Here is a 15,640-nt window from a genome sequence, read left to right as displayed (position 1 = left end):
AGTGACAGTCGTCGGCCGGTTTCGGTAACCGGCATCTACTTGGCAAGGTAACGCGCATTTTCCAGATGCCGTTGTCTCGCCTCACAAAGCGAGAAGCGGTATCCCGGCAGTGGCCCGTCCTGGCGCCTGCCTGAATCCCTCTCATCGACGCTGACCAGCACCGGGGTAACGCCTGGATGCTACGGACGCGCCTGCCTTTTACGGTGGGCGGGCCAGGTTCGGCTGTGCCTGTGTGACGGGCGCGGTGTGGACGGGCCGTACCTGCACGGCGGTTTTCCTCGCGCAGGAGCTACACCATGAACCTCACGCTGCTTAAAGAGTTCTTCGCCGGTTTCCTGCGGACCCGGCATATCGCTCGGCATTTTCGCCGTCTGGCGATGCTTGAGACTGTGACCGACGCCGGTGTCAGCCGCGAAGTACCGCCCAGCCTGGCGCACACCCTGGTGGCGTCGGCCAACCGCAGCGCCGTGCAATTGCTGGGTGTGCTGGGCAGCCACGCCGAGGGCTTGAGCACCCAGGATGCCGACGCGCTGCGCGTGCAATACGGCCTTAATGAAGTCGAACACGAGCAGCCGCTACCGTGGTGGGTGCACCTGTGGCACTGCTACAAAAACCCGTTCAACTTGCTGCTGACCTTGCTGGCGGTGATCTCCTGGCTGACCGAAGACATGAAGGCCGCCACGGTGATTTTCTCCATGGTGGTGCTCTCGACCCTGTTGCGCTTCTGGCAGGAAGCCAAGTCGAACAAGGCCGCCGACGCCTTGAAGGCCATGGTGAGCAACACCGCGACGGTGCTGCGCCGCGACGCTGCCAAACGCATTGAGCTGCCGATCAAGCAACTGGTGCCGGGCGACCTGATTGTGTTGTCGGCCGGCGACATGATCCCAGCCGACTGTCGCGTGCTCAGCGCCAAGGACTTGTTTGTCAGCCAGGCGGCGATGACCGGTGAGTCCATGCCAGTGGAGAAGTTCGCCCATCAGCAGGACGCCCAAACCCGTAACCCGCTGGAGCTGGAAAACATTCTGTTCATGGGTACCAACGTGGTGTCCGGCGCGGCCACGGCGGTGATCCTGGCCACCGGCAACAGCACTTATTTCGGGGCCTTGGCGCAACGGGTCACGGCGACTGACCGTGGGGCTACCTCGTTCCAGCAGGGTGTCAACAAGGTCAGTTGGCTGCTGATTCGTTTTATGTTCGTGATGGCGCCGCTGGTGTTGTTCATCAACGGGTTTACAAAGGGCGACTGGACTGAGGCGCTGCTCTTCGCGTTGTCGATTGCCGTGGGCCTTACCCCTGAAATGCTGCCGATGATCGTCACCTCGACGTTGGCCAAGGGCGCGGTGTTTTTGTCGCGCAAGAAGGTCATCGTCAAGCGCCTGGACGCGATCCAGAACTTCGGCGCCATGGACGTGCTGTGCACCGACAAGACCGGCACGCTCACCCAGGACAGGATTTTCCTGGCGCGTCATGTGGATGTGTGGGGCCAGGAGTCCGAAGACGTACTGGAAATGGCCTACCTCAACAGCTACTACCAGACCGGCCTGAAAAACCTGCTGGATGTTGCGGTGCTGGAGCATGTGGAAATCCATCGCGAGCTGAAGGTCGGCACCGCGTTTCACAAAGTGGATGAGATCCCCTTCGACTTTAATCGCCGCCGTATGTCGGTGGTGGTGGCCGAGCGGGATCAGCCGCACCTGCTGATCTGCAAAGGGGCGGTGGAAGAGATTTTGTCGGTGTGCACCAGCGTGCGCCATGGCGACGTCAATGAAGCATTGAGCGAAGAGCTGCTGGCGCGCATTCGCCAAGTGACCGCCGCCTTTAACGAAGAAGGGCTGCGTGTGGTGGCAGTAGCCGCGCAGCCGATGCCGGCCGGGCGTGATACCTACAGCCTGGCGGATGAAAACAAGCTGACGTTGATCGGTTATGTGGCGTTTCTCGATCCACCCAAGGAAAGCACTGCTCCGGCTCTCAAGGCACTGAAGGCCCATGGCGTGGCGGTGAAAGTCTTGACCGGCGACAACGAACTGGTCACGGCGAAGATCTGCCGCGAAGTGGGCCTTGCGCAACAAGGCTTGCTGATGGGCAACGACATCGAAGCCATGACCGACGTCGAGCTGGCCCAGGCCGTGGAAACCACCAATGTGTTTGCCAAACTCACACCCAGCCACAAGGAGCGCATCGTGCGCCTGCTCAAGGCCAATGGGCACGTCGTGGGATTTATGGGCGACGGTATCAACGACGCGCCGGCGCTGCGCACGGCGGACATCGGTATTTCCGTGGACAGCGCCGTGGACATCGCCAAGGAAGCGGCCGACATCATCCTGCTGGAAAAAAGCCTGATGATCCTGGAGGAGGGCGTGCTGGAAGGCCGGCGCACCTTCGCCAACATGCTCAAGTACATCAAGATGACGGCCAGCTCCAACTTCGGCAACGTGTTCTCGGTGCTGGTGGCCAGTGCGTTTATCCCGTTTCTGCCGATGTTGCCGATGCACCTGCTGGTGCAGAACCTGCTGTACGACATCTCGCAGATTGCAATTCCGTTCGACAACGTCGATGACGAAATGCTCGCCACGCCGCAACGCTGGCAGCCGGGGGAGGTGGGGCGCTTCATGCTGTTTTTCGGGCCGATCAGTTCGATCTTCGACATCACCACGTTCGCACTCATGTGGTATGTGTTCGATGCCAACACCCCGGACCACCAGACCCTGTTCCAGTCCGGCTGGTTCGTGGTGGGGCTGCTGACCCAGACCCTGATCGTGCACATGATCCGTACGCCGAAAATTCCATTCCTGCAAAGCCGCGCTGCACTGCCGTTGATGCTGATGACGGGCGTGATCATGGCGGTGGGGATCTTTCTGCCGATGGGGCCGCTGGCGCACTACTTCAAATTGCAGGCGCTGCCGTCGTTGTACTTCGTATTTTTGCCAGTGATTTTGCTGGCGTACATGGCGCTGACCCAAGCGGTGAAGGGCTACTACATCCGCAAGTTTGGCTGGCAGTAATACGTTTTATGCAACACCGCAAAAAACTGTGGGAGCCGGGCTTGCCCGCGATGACGGTGTATCAGTCGCCTGATTCATTGGCTGGCGCGCCGCTATCGCAGGCAAGCCAGCTCTCACAGGGACCTGCGGTGCTTCCAATTTGCCGCTGCATTCATGGAGATTTTTTTATGCAGGCAATCAACAACATCAACCTCAACTCCCTGATCGATACCGTGGTCAGCCTCAGCGCGGCGTTTATTCTGGGTGGTTTGATCGGCTTCGAGCGCCAGTACCGCCAGCGCACCGCGGGCTTGCGTACCAATGTGCTGGTGGCGGTGGGCGCGGCGATTTTTGTCGACATGGCCAGCCGCCTCGGTGGTGCGGAAGGCGCTGTGCGTGTAGTCGCTTACGTGGTGTCGGGCATCGGCTTCCTGGGGGCCGGTGTGATCATGCGTGAAGAAGGCAATGTGCGTGGTCTCAATACGGCGGCCACCCTGTGGGCTTCGGCGGCGGTGGGCGCCTGTGCCGGTGCCGACCTGATCCTTGAGGCATTGCTGGGCACGCTGTTTGTGCTGGCGGCCAATACCTTGCTGCGACCGATCGTCAACAACATCAACCGCCAGCCACTGGACGTGGTATCGGCAGAGGTCACCAACATCCTTTACGTGATTGCGCGGCGCAGCCAGCAACAGGCTGTGATGGTCCTGTTGGAAGCCGAGCTGGCGCGCTGTAACTACCCGGCCAGCGATGTCGACGTGCGACCATTCGGCAGTGAAGAAGTGGAAATCGAGGCCACCCTGGCCGCAACGTCGGTCGATGGCGACGAGCTGGATGCACTGGTGACGCGCATCTCCACCTCAACCCTGGTGGTACAGGCCTTCTGGAGCCCGAGTACTACCGACTGACCCCTCTGGGCACGCCAGGATTGGCTAAGCTTGGTTGTGGAAAAATCCTACACGTAGTCAGGAATATCCCTTCAATTGAAACATCTTGGCGTTGCTAAGGTTGCGCACTTGCGGCTGTTGGGTCGTTGTGGTCCTGCGTCCGTGGTTATGCTGAGTTAATTGAAGGGGGCCAGACACCGCCTGGTTATCGTCATGAGGGTGTGCAGTGCCGCTCGTCGGAACTGTCATTTCTCACAGGTATCCAGTCCCGGTGTGATGTGTAAGGGTATTTTGTCCACATAGGGAAGTTTTATGAGCAAAGCATTAATTGTGGATGACCATCCGTTTATCCGCGCGACGGTCAAACACCTTCTGAAATCGGAAGGGTTTACTGAAATCTACCAAGCAGGGGATGGGGCAGATGCAATGCAGTTGGCCAGGGAGCAACGTCCCGAGCTGATTATTCTCGACCTTGCGCTGCCAAAACTGGGTGGGTTGGAGGTTATCAGCCGGGTCAAGGCACTGGCCCTGCCGTGCAAGATTCTGGTGCTCACCTCCTACATGGCGATGTTCTTTTCTACCCGCTGTATGCGTGCCGGCGCCATGGGGTTCGTGGCCAAGACCGGGGAGTTGGACGAGTTGATTAAAGCCATCAGGGCGATCAGGTCGGGCTACAGCTGCTTCCCCAGTTTGCCGACCAGTTCGGTACGCCGTGATGACCTGCAGGAAACGGAACGGCAAATGATCGAGTCATTGTCGGACCGTGAATTGACCGTATTGCAGATGCTGGCCCTGGGGCTGGGCAACAAGGAAGTGGCCGAGAAAATGCTGCTGAGCCACAAGACCATCAGCACCTACAAGACTCGACTCAAGGAGAAGTTACGTATGTCTTCGGTAGTGCACTTGTCCAAGTTTGCCCAGCGCAACCATCTCATCTGAGCTGCAAATGATCACCACCGCGTTGACCAGGTTCGTCGCGATCCTTTGGATGAGCCTATTACCATTGATCGCGGTGGCCTTTGAAGAGCCCCAGGCTTTGCAACTGTTGGGGCACTCCCACCTCGAAATCCCCAAAGTAGAGATGACCGAGGCTGATTGGCGCTGGCTACGCGAGCGGCGCACATTGGTCATGGGAATTTCTGCCCCCGATTACGTGCCTTTTGACCTGACCAATAACAACGATGAACTTGAAGGTATCACGGCCGACTTTGCCGCGCTGATTGGCCAGGCCCTGCATATCTCCATCGAGGTTCGGCGTTACGAAACCCGTGATGATGTGATCCAGGCCCTGAAGCAGGGTGGCGTGGATTTTCTCGGTTCCGCCAATGGTTATGAGGCTGCCGACAAGCAATTGCAGTTGTCTCGTTCCTACGCCAACGATCAACCGACCCTGGTGACTCGCAGCGGTGACAGCCAAGCGTTGAGTGACGACCTGGCAGGCAAGCGGGTGGCAATGCTGTATCACTATATGCAGCCCGACGCCGTCCGGGCATTTTACCCCCGTGCACAGCTGGAGCTTTTTGCCTCGACCTTCGAGGCCATTGGCGCCGTGGCGTTTGGTCGCGCCGATGTTTACCTGGGCGATGCCATCAGCAGCAACTACCTGATCAATCGCAACCACCTGAACAATGTACGCATGGCTGATTTTTCCGCCCTGGAGGTCAACCCGTTTGCGTTTGCCGTCACCCGCGACAATACGCGGCTGCTGCAGATCATCAATGCGGCGCTGGAGGCCATTCCCGCCAGTGAGCACATGGAGATCCTGCGCCGCTGGAGCGGTGGCAACCTGGGCATCGTGGGCATCGACCGGCTGCACTTGAGTGCCAATGAACAACGCTGGGTGCAGAAAAATCCACGGGTCAGAGTCGCGGTGCTAAACGACTTTCTGCCATTGTCTTTTATCGGTGACAAGGGGCAATTCGAAGGGCTGAGTGCGGAGGTGCTGTCGCGCATCAGCTTGCGCACCGGTTTGAAGTTCGATGTGGTCCCGGGCAGTTCGTTGCCGCGCCAGGTCAATATTGTCAGTGCGGGCACGGCGGATATGCTGGCGGTGGTCACCCCCAGTATGGAGCGTGCCGACAAAGTGCGCTTTACCCGGCCCTACCTGACCAACCCGTTTGTGCTGGTGACCCGCGACAGCCCTGATAGCCCGCTCACGCTGGAGGATATGGTCGGCAAACGCCTGGCCATGGTGACCGGCAATGGCCTGCATGATGAGATAGCGCGAAACTTTCCAGGGGTTGCGTTTATCGACGTGGAAAACCCGCTGCAAGCCATGGCGCTGGTGGCCAATGGCGACGCCGAGGGCGCCGTGAACTCGCTGATCAGTGCGCGCTATCTGATCACCCGGCATTACCGTGACCGCTTGCGTATCACCAGTACGGTCGGCACTGAACCGGCGCGCGTGACCTTCGGAGTCAACCGCAGTCAGTTGGAGCTGTATTCGATCCTGGACAAGGCACTGCTGAGCATCACACCGCAGGAAATGGATGAATTGATTGGCCAATGGCGCAGCGAAGTCATCATCGAGGACAGCTACTGGCTGCGTTATCGCAACGTGATCATTCAGGGCTTTGGGTTGGCCGCACTGTTGTTGGTGGTCACGCTGGGTTGGATCATCTACTTGCGCAGCTTGATTCGTAAGCGCGTGCAGGCCGAGCGGGCGCTCAGCGATCAGATGCGGTTCATGAGCGTATTGATCGACGGCACCCCGCATCCGATCTATGTGCGCGACCGCCAGGGTCGGTTGATGGCCTGTAACAATGCGTACCTCGATGTGTTTGGCTACAAACTTGAAGACGTGATCGGCAAGACGGTGATGGAAACCGACGTCGACAACCCTCCACAGGCCCAGTCGTTTCATGAGGATTACCTGCGCTTGATGGCTGCCGGCGAGCCGCAGATTCATGACCGGATACTCAAGGTGCCCAACGGCGATGTGCTGACCATCTACCAATGGATGCTGCCGTATCGCGACGGCGACGAGAAGGTGGTGGGTATGATTGCCGGTTGGGTGGACGTCAGCGAGCGTCATCGCTTGCTGGGCCAATTGCAGGAAGCCAAGGACGATGCCGACGCCGCTAACCGCGCCAAGACGACCTTCCTGGCGACCATGAGCCACGAAATCCGCACGCCGATGAACGCCGTGATCGGCATGATCGAGTTGGCCTTGAAAAATGCCGAACAGGGGCGGGCCGACCGTGATGCCTTGGAAGTGGCATCCGTGGCTTCGCGCGGCATGCTGGAGTTGATTGGCGACATTCTCGATATCGCGCGGATCGAGTCCGGGCATTTGTCGCTGACCCTGGAGCCGGCCAACCTGCGTGAGCTGCTGGCATCGGTGGCGCGCGTGTTCGAGGGATTGGCGCGAGCCAAGGGGGTGGCGCTGCAAGTCCAGCTGGAGCCGTTGGTTGAGCGGACGGTGCTGGTCGACCCGCTGCGCTTCAAACAGGTGGTGTCGAACCTGTTGAGCAATGCCATCAAGTTTACCGCCAGCGGCCAGGTAACCCTCGGGGCCCGGGCGGTAGTCGAGGGCGACCGGTTGAATGTGCAGCTATGGGTGCAAGACACCGGCATTGGGATCAGCGTCAAAGATCAGCAGCGATTGTTCAGCCTGTTTATCCAGGGCAGCAATAACCAGCAGTCGGCCCGCAGCGGTTCTGGCCTGGGGTTGGTGATCAGCCGCAGCTTGTGCGAAATGATGGGCGGCCAGCTGCACTTGAGCAGCGTGTTGGGGCAGGGCACCCGGGTGGATGTGACGCTGGCCCTGGCCCTGACGGACAGCTTGCCGGCCCACGCCGCACACACTGCTGATGCAGTGCCAGCGGGCCGTGCGCTGCGCATCCTGGTGGTGGATGACTACCCGGCCAACCGCTTGCTGCTGGCGCGCCAGTTGACCTTCCTGGGCCACCAGATCACTACGGCCGAAGATGGCGCCCAAGGGTTTGAGCAGTGGCGGACGGGACAATTCGACGGCGTGATCACCGATTGCAATATGCCCTTCAAGAATGGCTACCAGTTGGCGCGGGAGATTCGTGCGCAAGAACGTGAACGGGGTCAGGCACCTTGCCTGCTGTTGGGGTTCACCGCCAACGCCCAGCCGGAGGAAACCGAGCGCTGTCGGCAAGCAGGTATGGACGGCTGCCTGTTCAAACCCACCGGGCTGGACGACTTGCGCTCGGCATTGGCTTCGCGTTCCGCCGAGTTGGGCCCGCCACAAATGCAGGCGTTTGACTTGAGCACCCTGGTCGCATTGACGGGGGATGATCGCTCCGCGCTTATTGAGTTGTTGGCGCCGTTGCTCGACAGCCTGGAAACGGACCGTGCCTTGCTCTCACAGCTGTCAAACCAGGCCGACTTTGCCAAGCTGCACGACCTGGCCCATCGCGCCAAGGGTGGCGCACGGATGGTCAAGGCGCAGGGGGTGATCGCGTGTTGTGAAACATTGGAGGCGGTGTGTGAACAGCAGGACCGCCTGGCATTGGGCCCTGCGGTTGATGGCGTCAGTGAAGCGATCGGTATTTTGCAGCAAGGCTTGAACGCGTATTGCAATCAGCCTTGATCGCGGTTGATCGCCATTCAGGCGATTTGGGAAAACTCTTACGTAAACGGGGAACATGCCTGATTTTGTCGTCGGCATATGTCTGGAAAATGGGCGACGCTCACTGCCGAGCACTGCCTGCCCAGGGGTTTGCCATGCCAAACAAAGCACTGACCATCCTGATTGCCGATGAACAGCATCTGCAACGCCTGTACATCGAGAAAATGCTCAACCAGTTGGGGTATTACCGGATCGTGCCGGTGCAAACGCTCGAAGAAGTCCAGATTCTGACCTCCATTCCAGCCGAACCCTTCGATGCGCTCATCATCAATGCCGGGTTGCTGGACCATGCCATTGGGCTCCAGCAGTCAGTGCACCACGTGTTGATATACGAGCACATCGACCTGGGTGAGCCTGCCGGTGCAACGTCAGCGGTGCGGGTGCGTCTGCCGGGCGTGCCGGACAGCGTCAGCCTCGAACACTTCATGGACATCGTCGACCCATCCGAGGCTGCCCATGGCCTGCGGGTACTGCCGTGGCTACGGGAGTTGTCCCGGGCGCGGGTGGCCCGGGCCTAGCTTCGTTTCAACGCTGCTGCCGCATGTTGTTCCGCACCCCTCAGTTGGTTTTGTGAGATTCGCGCAGGCGTTCGGCCGCACTGCGCAACAACTGCTCGGTTCCGTCCCAACCCAGGCAACCATCGGTTACCGACACGCCGTATTGCATTGACGCGCTCAGCGGCTGGCAGCCTTCGAACAAGTGGCTCTCAAGCATCATGCCGATCAGCGACGTATCACCCTGCAAGCGCTGCTCCAGTACGTCATTGAATACTGCCGGTTGGCGCAGTGGGTCCTTGCCGCTGTTGGCGTGGCTGCAATCGACCATGATCCGCGCCGCCACTTTGGCCTTGGCCAGGTCATGTTTCACCTGGGCCACGCTCTGTGCATCGTAGTTTGGCCCGCGGTGACCGCCGCGCAGTACCAGGTGCGTGTCGGGGTTGCCTGGCGTCTGGATGATGGCGGGATGGCCTTGGCTGTCGACACCGAAATGGCGATGCGGGTGGGACGCTGAGCGCATGGCATCACAGGCAATCGCGACGCCGCCGTCGGTGCCGTTCTTGAAACCTACGGGCATGCCCAGGCCGCTGGCCATCTCGCGGTGGATTTGCGACTCGGTGGTGCGTGCACCGATGGCGACCCAACTGAGCAGGTCATCGAAGTAGCCGGCAGCCATGGGCTGCAACAGCTCGGTGGCGACCGGCAGGCCCAGGCGCAGCATTTCACGCATCAGTTCGCGGGACAGGGTCAGGCCGGCGGCCATGTCATCGCTGCCGTCCAGGTGCGGGTCGTAGGCCAGGCCTTTCCAGCCGATGGTAGTGCGCGGTTTTTCGACGTAGGCGCGGATCACCAGCAGCATCTGGTCGCTGACTTCAAGCGCGAGTTTCTTCAGGTTGCGTGCGTATTCCATGGCCGATTGCGGATCGTGGATCGAACACGGGCCGACAATCACCAGTAAGCGCGAGTCTTCGCCATTGAGGATGGCGCGTACGGCCTGGCGATGGGCGTGGATCTGTTCATGGAGGAACGGGCTGAGGGGCAACTGGTGTTTCAGCTCAAGGGAGCTGGGCAGGCGCTGGGTCAGGGCTTCATTGGCGCTGTTGAGGGTGCAGACGGGCAAAGCGGCGACGGAGGAGTTCATATTCAAGGCTTCCTGGGCAAGCGGCGGGTTGTTCCCGCGCGCTTGGCCTACTGGGGTGTTCGACAATTGGCCGTACTGGCGACGTGTGTTGGTTTGCCACCAATAGGTGACCGATCGGAGGCGGCAGACTGTCCCGAACGGAGCTGGCTAAATCGCCATGCAGTGCAAGTGTCGAAGCGGTAATAAGTGGCGTAGTTCATGGTGTGATTCCTTTAAGTGTTCTTGAACAAACAAAATGGTTAGCGGCTGAAAAACAAAACCCCCGGTCGGGGAGCCGACCGGGGGTTTAGATTTCTCTGGTAGGCGACCCCTTGAGTAGTGGGCGCCGATTTCAGGTATCAGGCGCGCCAGTGGCTAAACCAATACCCAAAATAAAAGCCGGCCAGTGCGCTCGAACCGTTCACGCGGGTAGCCGACACAGAGCGCAAGGCGCTGGCGGCAGGGCAAACCTGAGTGTGGGTGAGTTGCAACATGGTGGCTCTCCAAATGATGGGGGGGGAGCTTACTAGAGGCGCACGGGTGGATTCAATCAGTAATTTCTATTGCTTGAGGGTACTTACGGCTATGGGGTGAGTGTCGCTATGCTGGTGCCTCATAAACGATGTTGCCAGGACGCGACCATGACTGCCTTGACCCTTGCTGCGGCGCAAACCCTTTCCATTGCCGGCGACGTTGAAGCCAATATCGCACGGCATCGGGTGTTCATGCAGGCTGCGGCAGAGCAGGGTGTGCAATTGCTGGTGTTTCCGGAGCTGTCTTTGACCGGTTATGAACCCACGCTGGCCGCTGACTTGGCCATCGCTCCCGACTCGCCAGTGTTGGCGCCCCTGCGCGAGATGGCGCGCGAGTTGCAGCTGACGGCAGTGGTGGGTATGCCGATCCGCCTGGCCCCGCAAACGGATGTTTTGATTGGCGCCCTGGTGCTGGGCGCCGACGGCTCACTGGCGGTGTACACCAAGCAGCATTTGCATCCAGGCGAAGACGTGGCGTTTGCGGCCGGGCAGGGTGGTGCTGCACTCCAATGGGGCAATGACCGAATTGCCCTGGCGGTTTGCGCCGACTTCTCCCACGCCAGTCATCCGCGCCAGGCGGCGCAAGCGGGTGCCAATGTGTACGCAGCGGGCGTACTGATCAGCGAAGGCGGCTACGCAAAAGACAGCGCGCTGCTGCAGGGCTATGCCGCGAAGCATCGTCTGCTGGTGCTGATGGCTAACCACGGTGGCCCCTCGGGTGGCTGGGCCTGTGCAGGTCGCAGCGCGATCTGGGCCGCGGATGGCCGTTTGCTTGCAGCGGTACCCGGTGTCGGCGAAGCGCTGGTGATTGCCCGTCGCGACGACGAGCATTGGGTGGGCCAAGTGGTGGCCGTATAAATGGCTTTTCACCTGCGTGCTGCCACAGAACAGGATCTGCCGTTTGCGCGGGCCCTGACCCACGAGGCGATGAACCGCTACTACGTGCAAAACCAGCTGATTTGGTCCAATGCCGGCTTCGACACGGCCTGGGCCGGTCGGGAAAACTGGCTGATTTGCCGAGATGACCACACGTTGGGATTTATCAGCCTCAGTCGCGACGGTGGCGCTCTATACATCCGCGAGTTGCATTTGCTCCAGGCGTATCGCGGGCAGGGCGCAGGCACTTGGGTGCTGGAGCAGATAGCGCTGAAGGCACAGGCGCTGGGGCTGTTGCGGTTGACGGTGTTCAAGACCAATCCGGCCAGAAGGCTCTATCAGCGCATGGGGTTCAGCATTGTTGGCGAAGAGGATGGCTTCTGGCGGATGGAGCGTGTCTGTCGCGTACGCTAAACCCTGTGCAAAATCCTAATAAGCGCATACTGATTCAGGAGCCGACTTCCCTTGATGTTCCAGCCAGGCCTTGGCTTGTGCAGCGGTGCGGATTGCGGGCATAGTTCAAAACCGCTCAAGTTCGTTCAACGAAGAGATGAATGTGTCACCTCTTGATGTGTGCAAAATGGGATCATGCATCCAAATTGAGTGGAATCGGTTCGCGTTTAAGGCAAGAAAGAGAGCGACTCGGCCTGCCGCATAAAGTTTTTGGTGAAATCGGAGGCGTTGAAGCCAACGCTCAAGGCAAATATGAAAACGGCGGGCGTGCGCCCCAGGATTTCTGACCTTTTGCCCAATAAATTCGGTCGTCCGCCACCCGTTGGACGACTACCGGGCAGGCAAACTCCATATATATGACGCTTGCGGCTAGGTCTGTGCCCAGCTTTTTTGCTAAGGTGTTCAGCAATCTATAAGACCATATCGCGAGGTGTCTGCTTGATTAGGGTGCTAGTAGTCGATGATCATGATCTCGTTCGTACAGGCATTACACGAATGCTGGCTGACATCGACGGCCTGCAAGTAGTCGGCCAGGCTGAGTCAGGGGAGGAGTCTCTGATCAAGGCTCGGGAATTGAAACCCGATGTGGTGTTGATGGACGTCAAGATGCCCGGGATCGGCGGTCTTGGTGCCACGACCAAGCTGTTGCGCAGCCACCCGGACATCAAGGTCGTGGTGGTGACGGTGTGCGAGGAAGACCCGTTTCCGACGCGGCTCCTGCAGGCCGGTGCTGCGGGCTACCTGACCAAAGGCGCGGGCCTGGCGGAGATGGTGCAGGCCATTCGCCTGGTCTTTGCCGGCCAGCGTTACATCAGCCCGCAGATCGCCCAACAGTTGGCGATCAAATCCTTCCAGCCCACCAGCGATTCGCCGTTTGATACGCTGTCGGAGCGGGAAATCCAGATCGCCTTGATGATCGTCGGTTGCCAGAAAGTGCAGTCGATCTCCGACAAGCTGTGCCTGTCGCCCAAGACCGTCAATACCTACCGTTATCGCATCTTCGAGAAGCTCGCCATCAGCAGTGATGTTGAATTGACCCTGCTCGCGGTGCGCCACGGCATGGTGGACGCCAGCGCCTGACATGACTACGCCGTTTGATCCAAGTGCCTTTCTCTCGACCTGCAGTGGCCGCCCCGGCGTGTACCGCATGTTCGACAGCGAGGCGCGCCTGCTGTATGTGGGCAAAGCCAAGAACCTGAAGAACCGGCTGGCGAGTTATTTTCGCAAGACCGGCCTTGCGCCGAAAACCGCCGCCCTGGTGGCGCGTATCGCCCAGGTCGAAACCACCATCACCGCCAATGAAACCGAGGCGCTGCTGCTTGAGCAGACGCTGATCAAGGAATGGCGGCCGCCCTACAACATCTTGTTGCGTGACGATAAATCCTACCCTTACGTGTTTTTATCGGATGGCAACTTCCCGCGCCTGAGCATTCACCGTGGGGCGAAAAAGCAAAAGGGCAAGTACTTCGGGCCTTATCCCAGCGCCGGGGCGATTCGTGAAAGCCTGAGCCTGCTGCAAAAAACCTTTTTTGTGCGCCAGTGCGAAGACAGCTTCTACAAGAACCGCACGCGGCCGTGCCTGCAATACCAGATCAAGCGCTGCAAGGCGCCCTGTGTGGGCCTGGTTGAGCCGGCAGAGTACGCCGAGGATGTGCGCCACTCGGTGATGTTCCTCGAAGGGCGCAGCAACGCGCTCACCGATGAGCTGTCCGGGGCCATGGAGCAGGCGGCCAGCACCCTGGATTTCGAAAAGGCTGCCGAGCTACGCGACCAGATCTCCCTGCTGCGTCGCGTCCAGGACCAGCAAAGCATGGAAGGCGGCACCGGTGACGTCGACGTGATCGCCGCGTTCGTCAACCCGGGCGGCGCCTGTGTGCACCTGATCAGCGTGCGCGCTGGCCGAGTGCTGGGCAGCAAGAACTTTTTCCCGCAGACCGGTATCGACGAAGACGTTGCCGAGGTGATGGCCGCATTCCTTGGCCAGTACTACGTGAGCAGCCCAGAGCGCGACCTGCCCTCGGAGCTGATCGTCAATGTGGTGCACGAAGACTTCCCCACCTTGATCGAAGCGATCCACGCCCTGCGCGGCCGCGAGCTGGACATCAGCCACCGCGTACGCGGCACCCGTGCCCGCTGGCAGCAACTGGCCGTGACCAACGCCGAGCAGGCCCTGAGCGCGCGCCTGGCCAATCGACAGCACGTTGCCGCACGCTTCGACGCCCTGGCCGAAGTCCTCAACCTGGACGAGCCGCCCCAGCGCCTGGAGTGCTACGACATCAGCCACTCCAGCGGTGAGGCTACGGTGGCCTCCTGCGTGGTGTTCGGGCCGGAAGGGCCGATCAAGGCCGACTACCGGCGCTACAACATCGAAGGCGTTACCGCCGGCGATGACTACGCCGCGATGCACCAGGCGCTCACGCGGCGTTTCAGCAAGTTGAAGGACGGGGAGGGCAAGCTGCCCGATATCCTGCTGGTAGACGGCGGCAAGGGCCAGCTGTCCATGGCGCGAGACGTGCTCAACGAGCTGGCCGTGCCCGACCTGATCCTGCTCGGCGTCGCCAAGGGCACCACGCGCAAGGCCGGTTTCGAGACGTTGTACTTGAATGATGCCGCCCATGAGTTCACGTTGAAGGGCGACTCACCTGCACTGCACCTGATTCAACAAATCCGCGACGAAGCCCACCGTTTCGCCATTACCGGCCACCGCGCCCGCCGTGGCAAAACCCGGCGAACCTCAACCCTGGAAGGGGTGGCAGGGGTAGGCCCGACGCGACGTCGCGACTTGCTTAAACATTTTGGTGGCTTGCAGGAGCTCTCCCGTGCCAGCATTGACGAAATAGCCAAAGCACCCGGTATCAGTAAAAAGCTCGCTGAATTGATTTATGCAAACCTGCACAGCGAATAGAATGCCTTCTCACCTCGTAGCCAGTTGTGCCGATGAATATCCCTAATCTGATCACCGTACTACGCGTCCTGCTTATCCCGATTTTCATATTGTTGTTCTATTTGCCGTATGAATGGAGCTACGTCGCGTCCAGTTCGGTATTTGCCTTCGCAGCCGCCACCGACTGGCTCGACGGCTACCTGGCCCGCCGCCTGGAACAGAGCACGCCCTTCGGCGCGTTCCTCGACCCCGTGGCCGACAAACTCATGGTGGCCGTCGCCCTGGTCCTGCTGGTACAGGAACACGGCAACCTGTGGCTGACCCTGCCGGCCGCCGTCATCATCGGCCGCGAGATCGTCGTCTCGGCCCTGCGCGAATGGATGGCCGAAATCGGCGCCCGCGCCCACGTCGCCGTCTCCAACATGGGCAAATGGAAAACCGCCGCGCAAATGCTCGCGCTGGTCATCCTGCTGGCCAACCCGTCGGACTTCTCGTTCTGGGTGCTCACGGGCTACGCTTTGCTGCTGGTCGCCGCAGGCCTGACCCTGTGGTCCATGCTGCAATATCTGCGTGCGGCCTGGCCCCATCTGCGAACCACCGTTGAAAAGAAATAAAACTTTTTTGAATCAAGGGGTTGACGGGTGCTGAGGATTCTATAGAATGCGCATCACCAAGCGGGAATAGCTCAGTTGGTAGAGCACGACCTTGCCAAGGTCGGGGTCGCGAGTTCGAGTCTCGTTTCCCGCTCCAAGCATTAAAGAAAAAAGCCACTCTAACGAGTGGCTTTTTTTTGCCTGCGATTTGGGGAATAG

General features: G+C 59.9%; 11 protein-coding genes, 1 tRNA gene and 1 pseudogene. 12 read left to right on the top strand and 1 reads right to left on the bottom strand.

Annotation, left to right across the window (positions count from 1 at the left end; genetic code table 11):
- The first annotated feature begins 296 nt into the window (after positions 1-296).
- The 5 genes from mgtA (at position 297) to QMK52_RS24605 (ending at position 8,983) form a co-directional block, all read left to right on the top strand.
- The gene (gene mgtA, locus QMK52_RS24625) at positions 297-3,002 is read left to right on the top strand and encodes a magnesium-translocating P-type ATPase (RefSeq protein WP_320403594.1); all 2,706 of its coding nucleotides are present in this window, start codon (positions 297-299) and stop codon (positions 3,000-3,002) included.
- A 167-nt stretch (positions 3,003-3,169) separates the two neighbouring features.
- Positions 3,170-3,886, top strand: coding sequence for an MgtC/SapB family protein (locus QMK52_RS24620; RefSeq protein WP_320403593.1), 717 nt, complete (start codon positions 3,170-3,172; stop codon positions 3,884-3,886).
- Positions 3,887-4,177: 291 nt separating this feature from the next.
- Positions 4,178-4,804, top strand: coding sequence for a response regulator transcription factor (locus QMK52_RS24615; protein WP_194440425.1), 627 nt, complete (start codon positions 4,178-4,180; stop codon positions 4,802-4,804).
- 7 nt (positions 4,805-4,811) lie between these two features.
- The gene (locus tag QMK52_RS24610; RefSeq protein ID WP_005786980.1) at positions 4,812-8,426 is read left to right on the top strand and encodes a transporter substrate-binding domain-containing protein; all 3,615 of its coding nucleotides are present in this window, start codon (positions 4,812-4,814) and stop codon (positions 8,424-8,426) included.
- Positions 8,427-8,560: 134 nt separating this feature from the next.
- The gene (locus QMK52_RS24605) at positions 8,561-8,983 is read left to right on the top strand and encodes a hypothetical protein (protein ID WP_005786982.1); all 423 of its coding nucleotides are present in this window, start codon (positions 8,561-8,563) and stop codon (positions 8,981-8,983) included.
- 40 nt (positions 8,984-9,023) lie between these two features.
- On the opposite strand, the gene QMK52_RS24600 is transcribed toward QMK52_RS24605, so the two are convergent.
- Positions 9,024-10,103 (bottom strand): 3-deoxy-7-phosphoheptulonate synthase, encoded by a 1,080-nt coding sequence (locus tag QMK52_RS24600; RefSeq protein ID WP_320403592.1) that lies wholly within the window; start codon positions 10,101-10,103, stop codon positions 9,024-9,026.
- Between the two features lie 620 nt (positions 10,104-10,723).
- Here QMK52_RS24600 and QMK52_RS24595 point away from each other — a divergent pair.
- From QMK52_RS24595 to QMK52_RS24565, 7 genes and pseudogenes are all read left to right on the top strand, one after another.
- The gene (locus tag QMK52_RS24595; protein WP_320403591.1) at positions 10,724-11,473 is read left to right on the top strand and encodes a carbon-nitrogen hydrolase family protein; all 750 of its coding nucleotides are present in this window, start codon (positions 10,724-10,726) and stop codon (positions 11,471-11,473) included.
- Positions 11,474-11,905 (top strand): GNAT family N-acetyltransferase, encoded by a 432-nt coding sequence (locus QMK52_RS24590; protein ID WP_223018797.1) that lies wholly within the window; start codon positions 11,474-11,476, stop codon positions 11,903-11,905.
- A gap of 185 nt (positions 11,906-12,090) precedes the next feature.
- Positions 12,091-12,222, top strand: a pseudogene (locus QMK52_RS24585) (transcriptional regulator); the annotation flags it as partial.
- Between the two features lie 160 nt (positions 12,223-12,382).
- Positions 12,383-13,024 carry a UvrY/SirA/GacA family response regulator transcription factor gene (gene uvrY / locus QMK52_RS24580; protein WP_005786991.1) on the top strand — a complete coding sequence of 214 codons (642 nt, stop codon included), beginning with the start codon at positions 12,383-12,385 and terminating at the stop codon, positions 13,022-13,024.
- Position 13,025: 1 nt separating this feature from the next.
- Complete coding sequence (uvrC, locus tag QMK52_RS24575) at positions 13,026-14,849, top strand: excinuclease ABC subunit UvrC (protein WP_320403590.1); 1,824 nt, start codon at positions 13,026-13,028, stop codon at positions 14,847-14,849.
- A gap of 32 nt (positions 14,850-14,881) precedes the next feature.
- Complete coding sequence (pgsA, locus tag QMK52_RS24570) at positions 14,882-15,442, top strand: CDP-diacylglycerol--glycerol-3-phosphate 3-phosphatidyltransferase (RefSeq protein WP_003190391.1); 561 nt, start codon at positions 14,882-14,884, stop codon at positions 15,440-15,442.
- A 60-nt stretch (positions 15,443-15,502) separates the two neighbouring features.
- A tRNA-Gly gene (locus QMK52_RS24565) sits at positions 15,503-15,578 on the top strand.
- The last annotated feature ends 62 nt before the right edge of the window (positions 15,579-15,640 follow it).

Origin of the sequence: Pseudomonas sp. P9_2 (genome assembly GCF_034008255.1) — a bacterium.
Lineage (GTDB): Bacteria > Pseudomonadota > Gammaproteobacteria > Pseudomonadales > Pseudomonadaceae > Aquipseudomonas > Aquipseudomonas synxantha_A.
The sequence above is the reverse complement of the archived record's forward strand: the minus strand, read 5'-3'. Positions and strand labels throughout refer to the sequence as shown.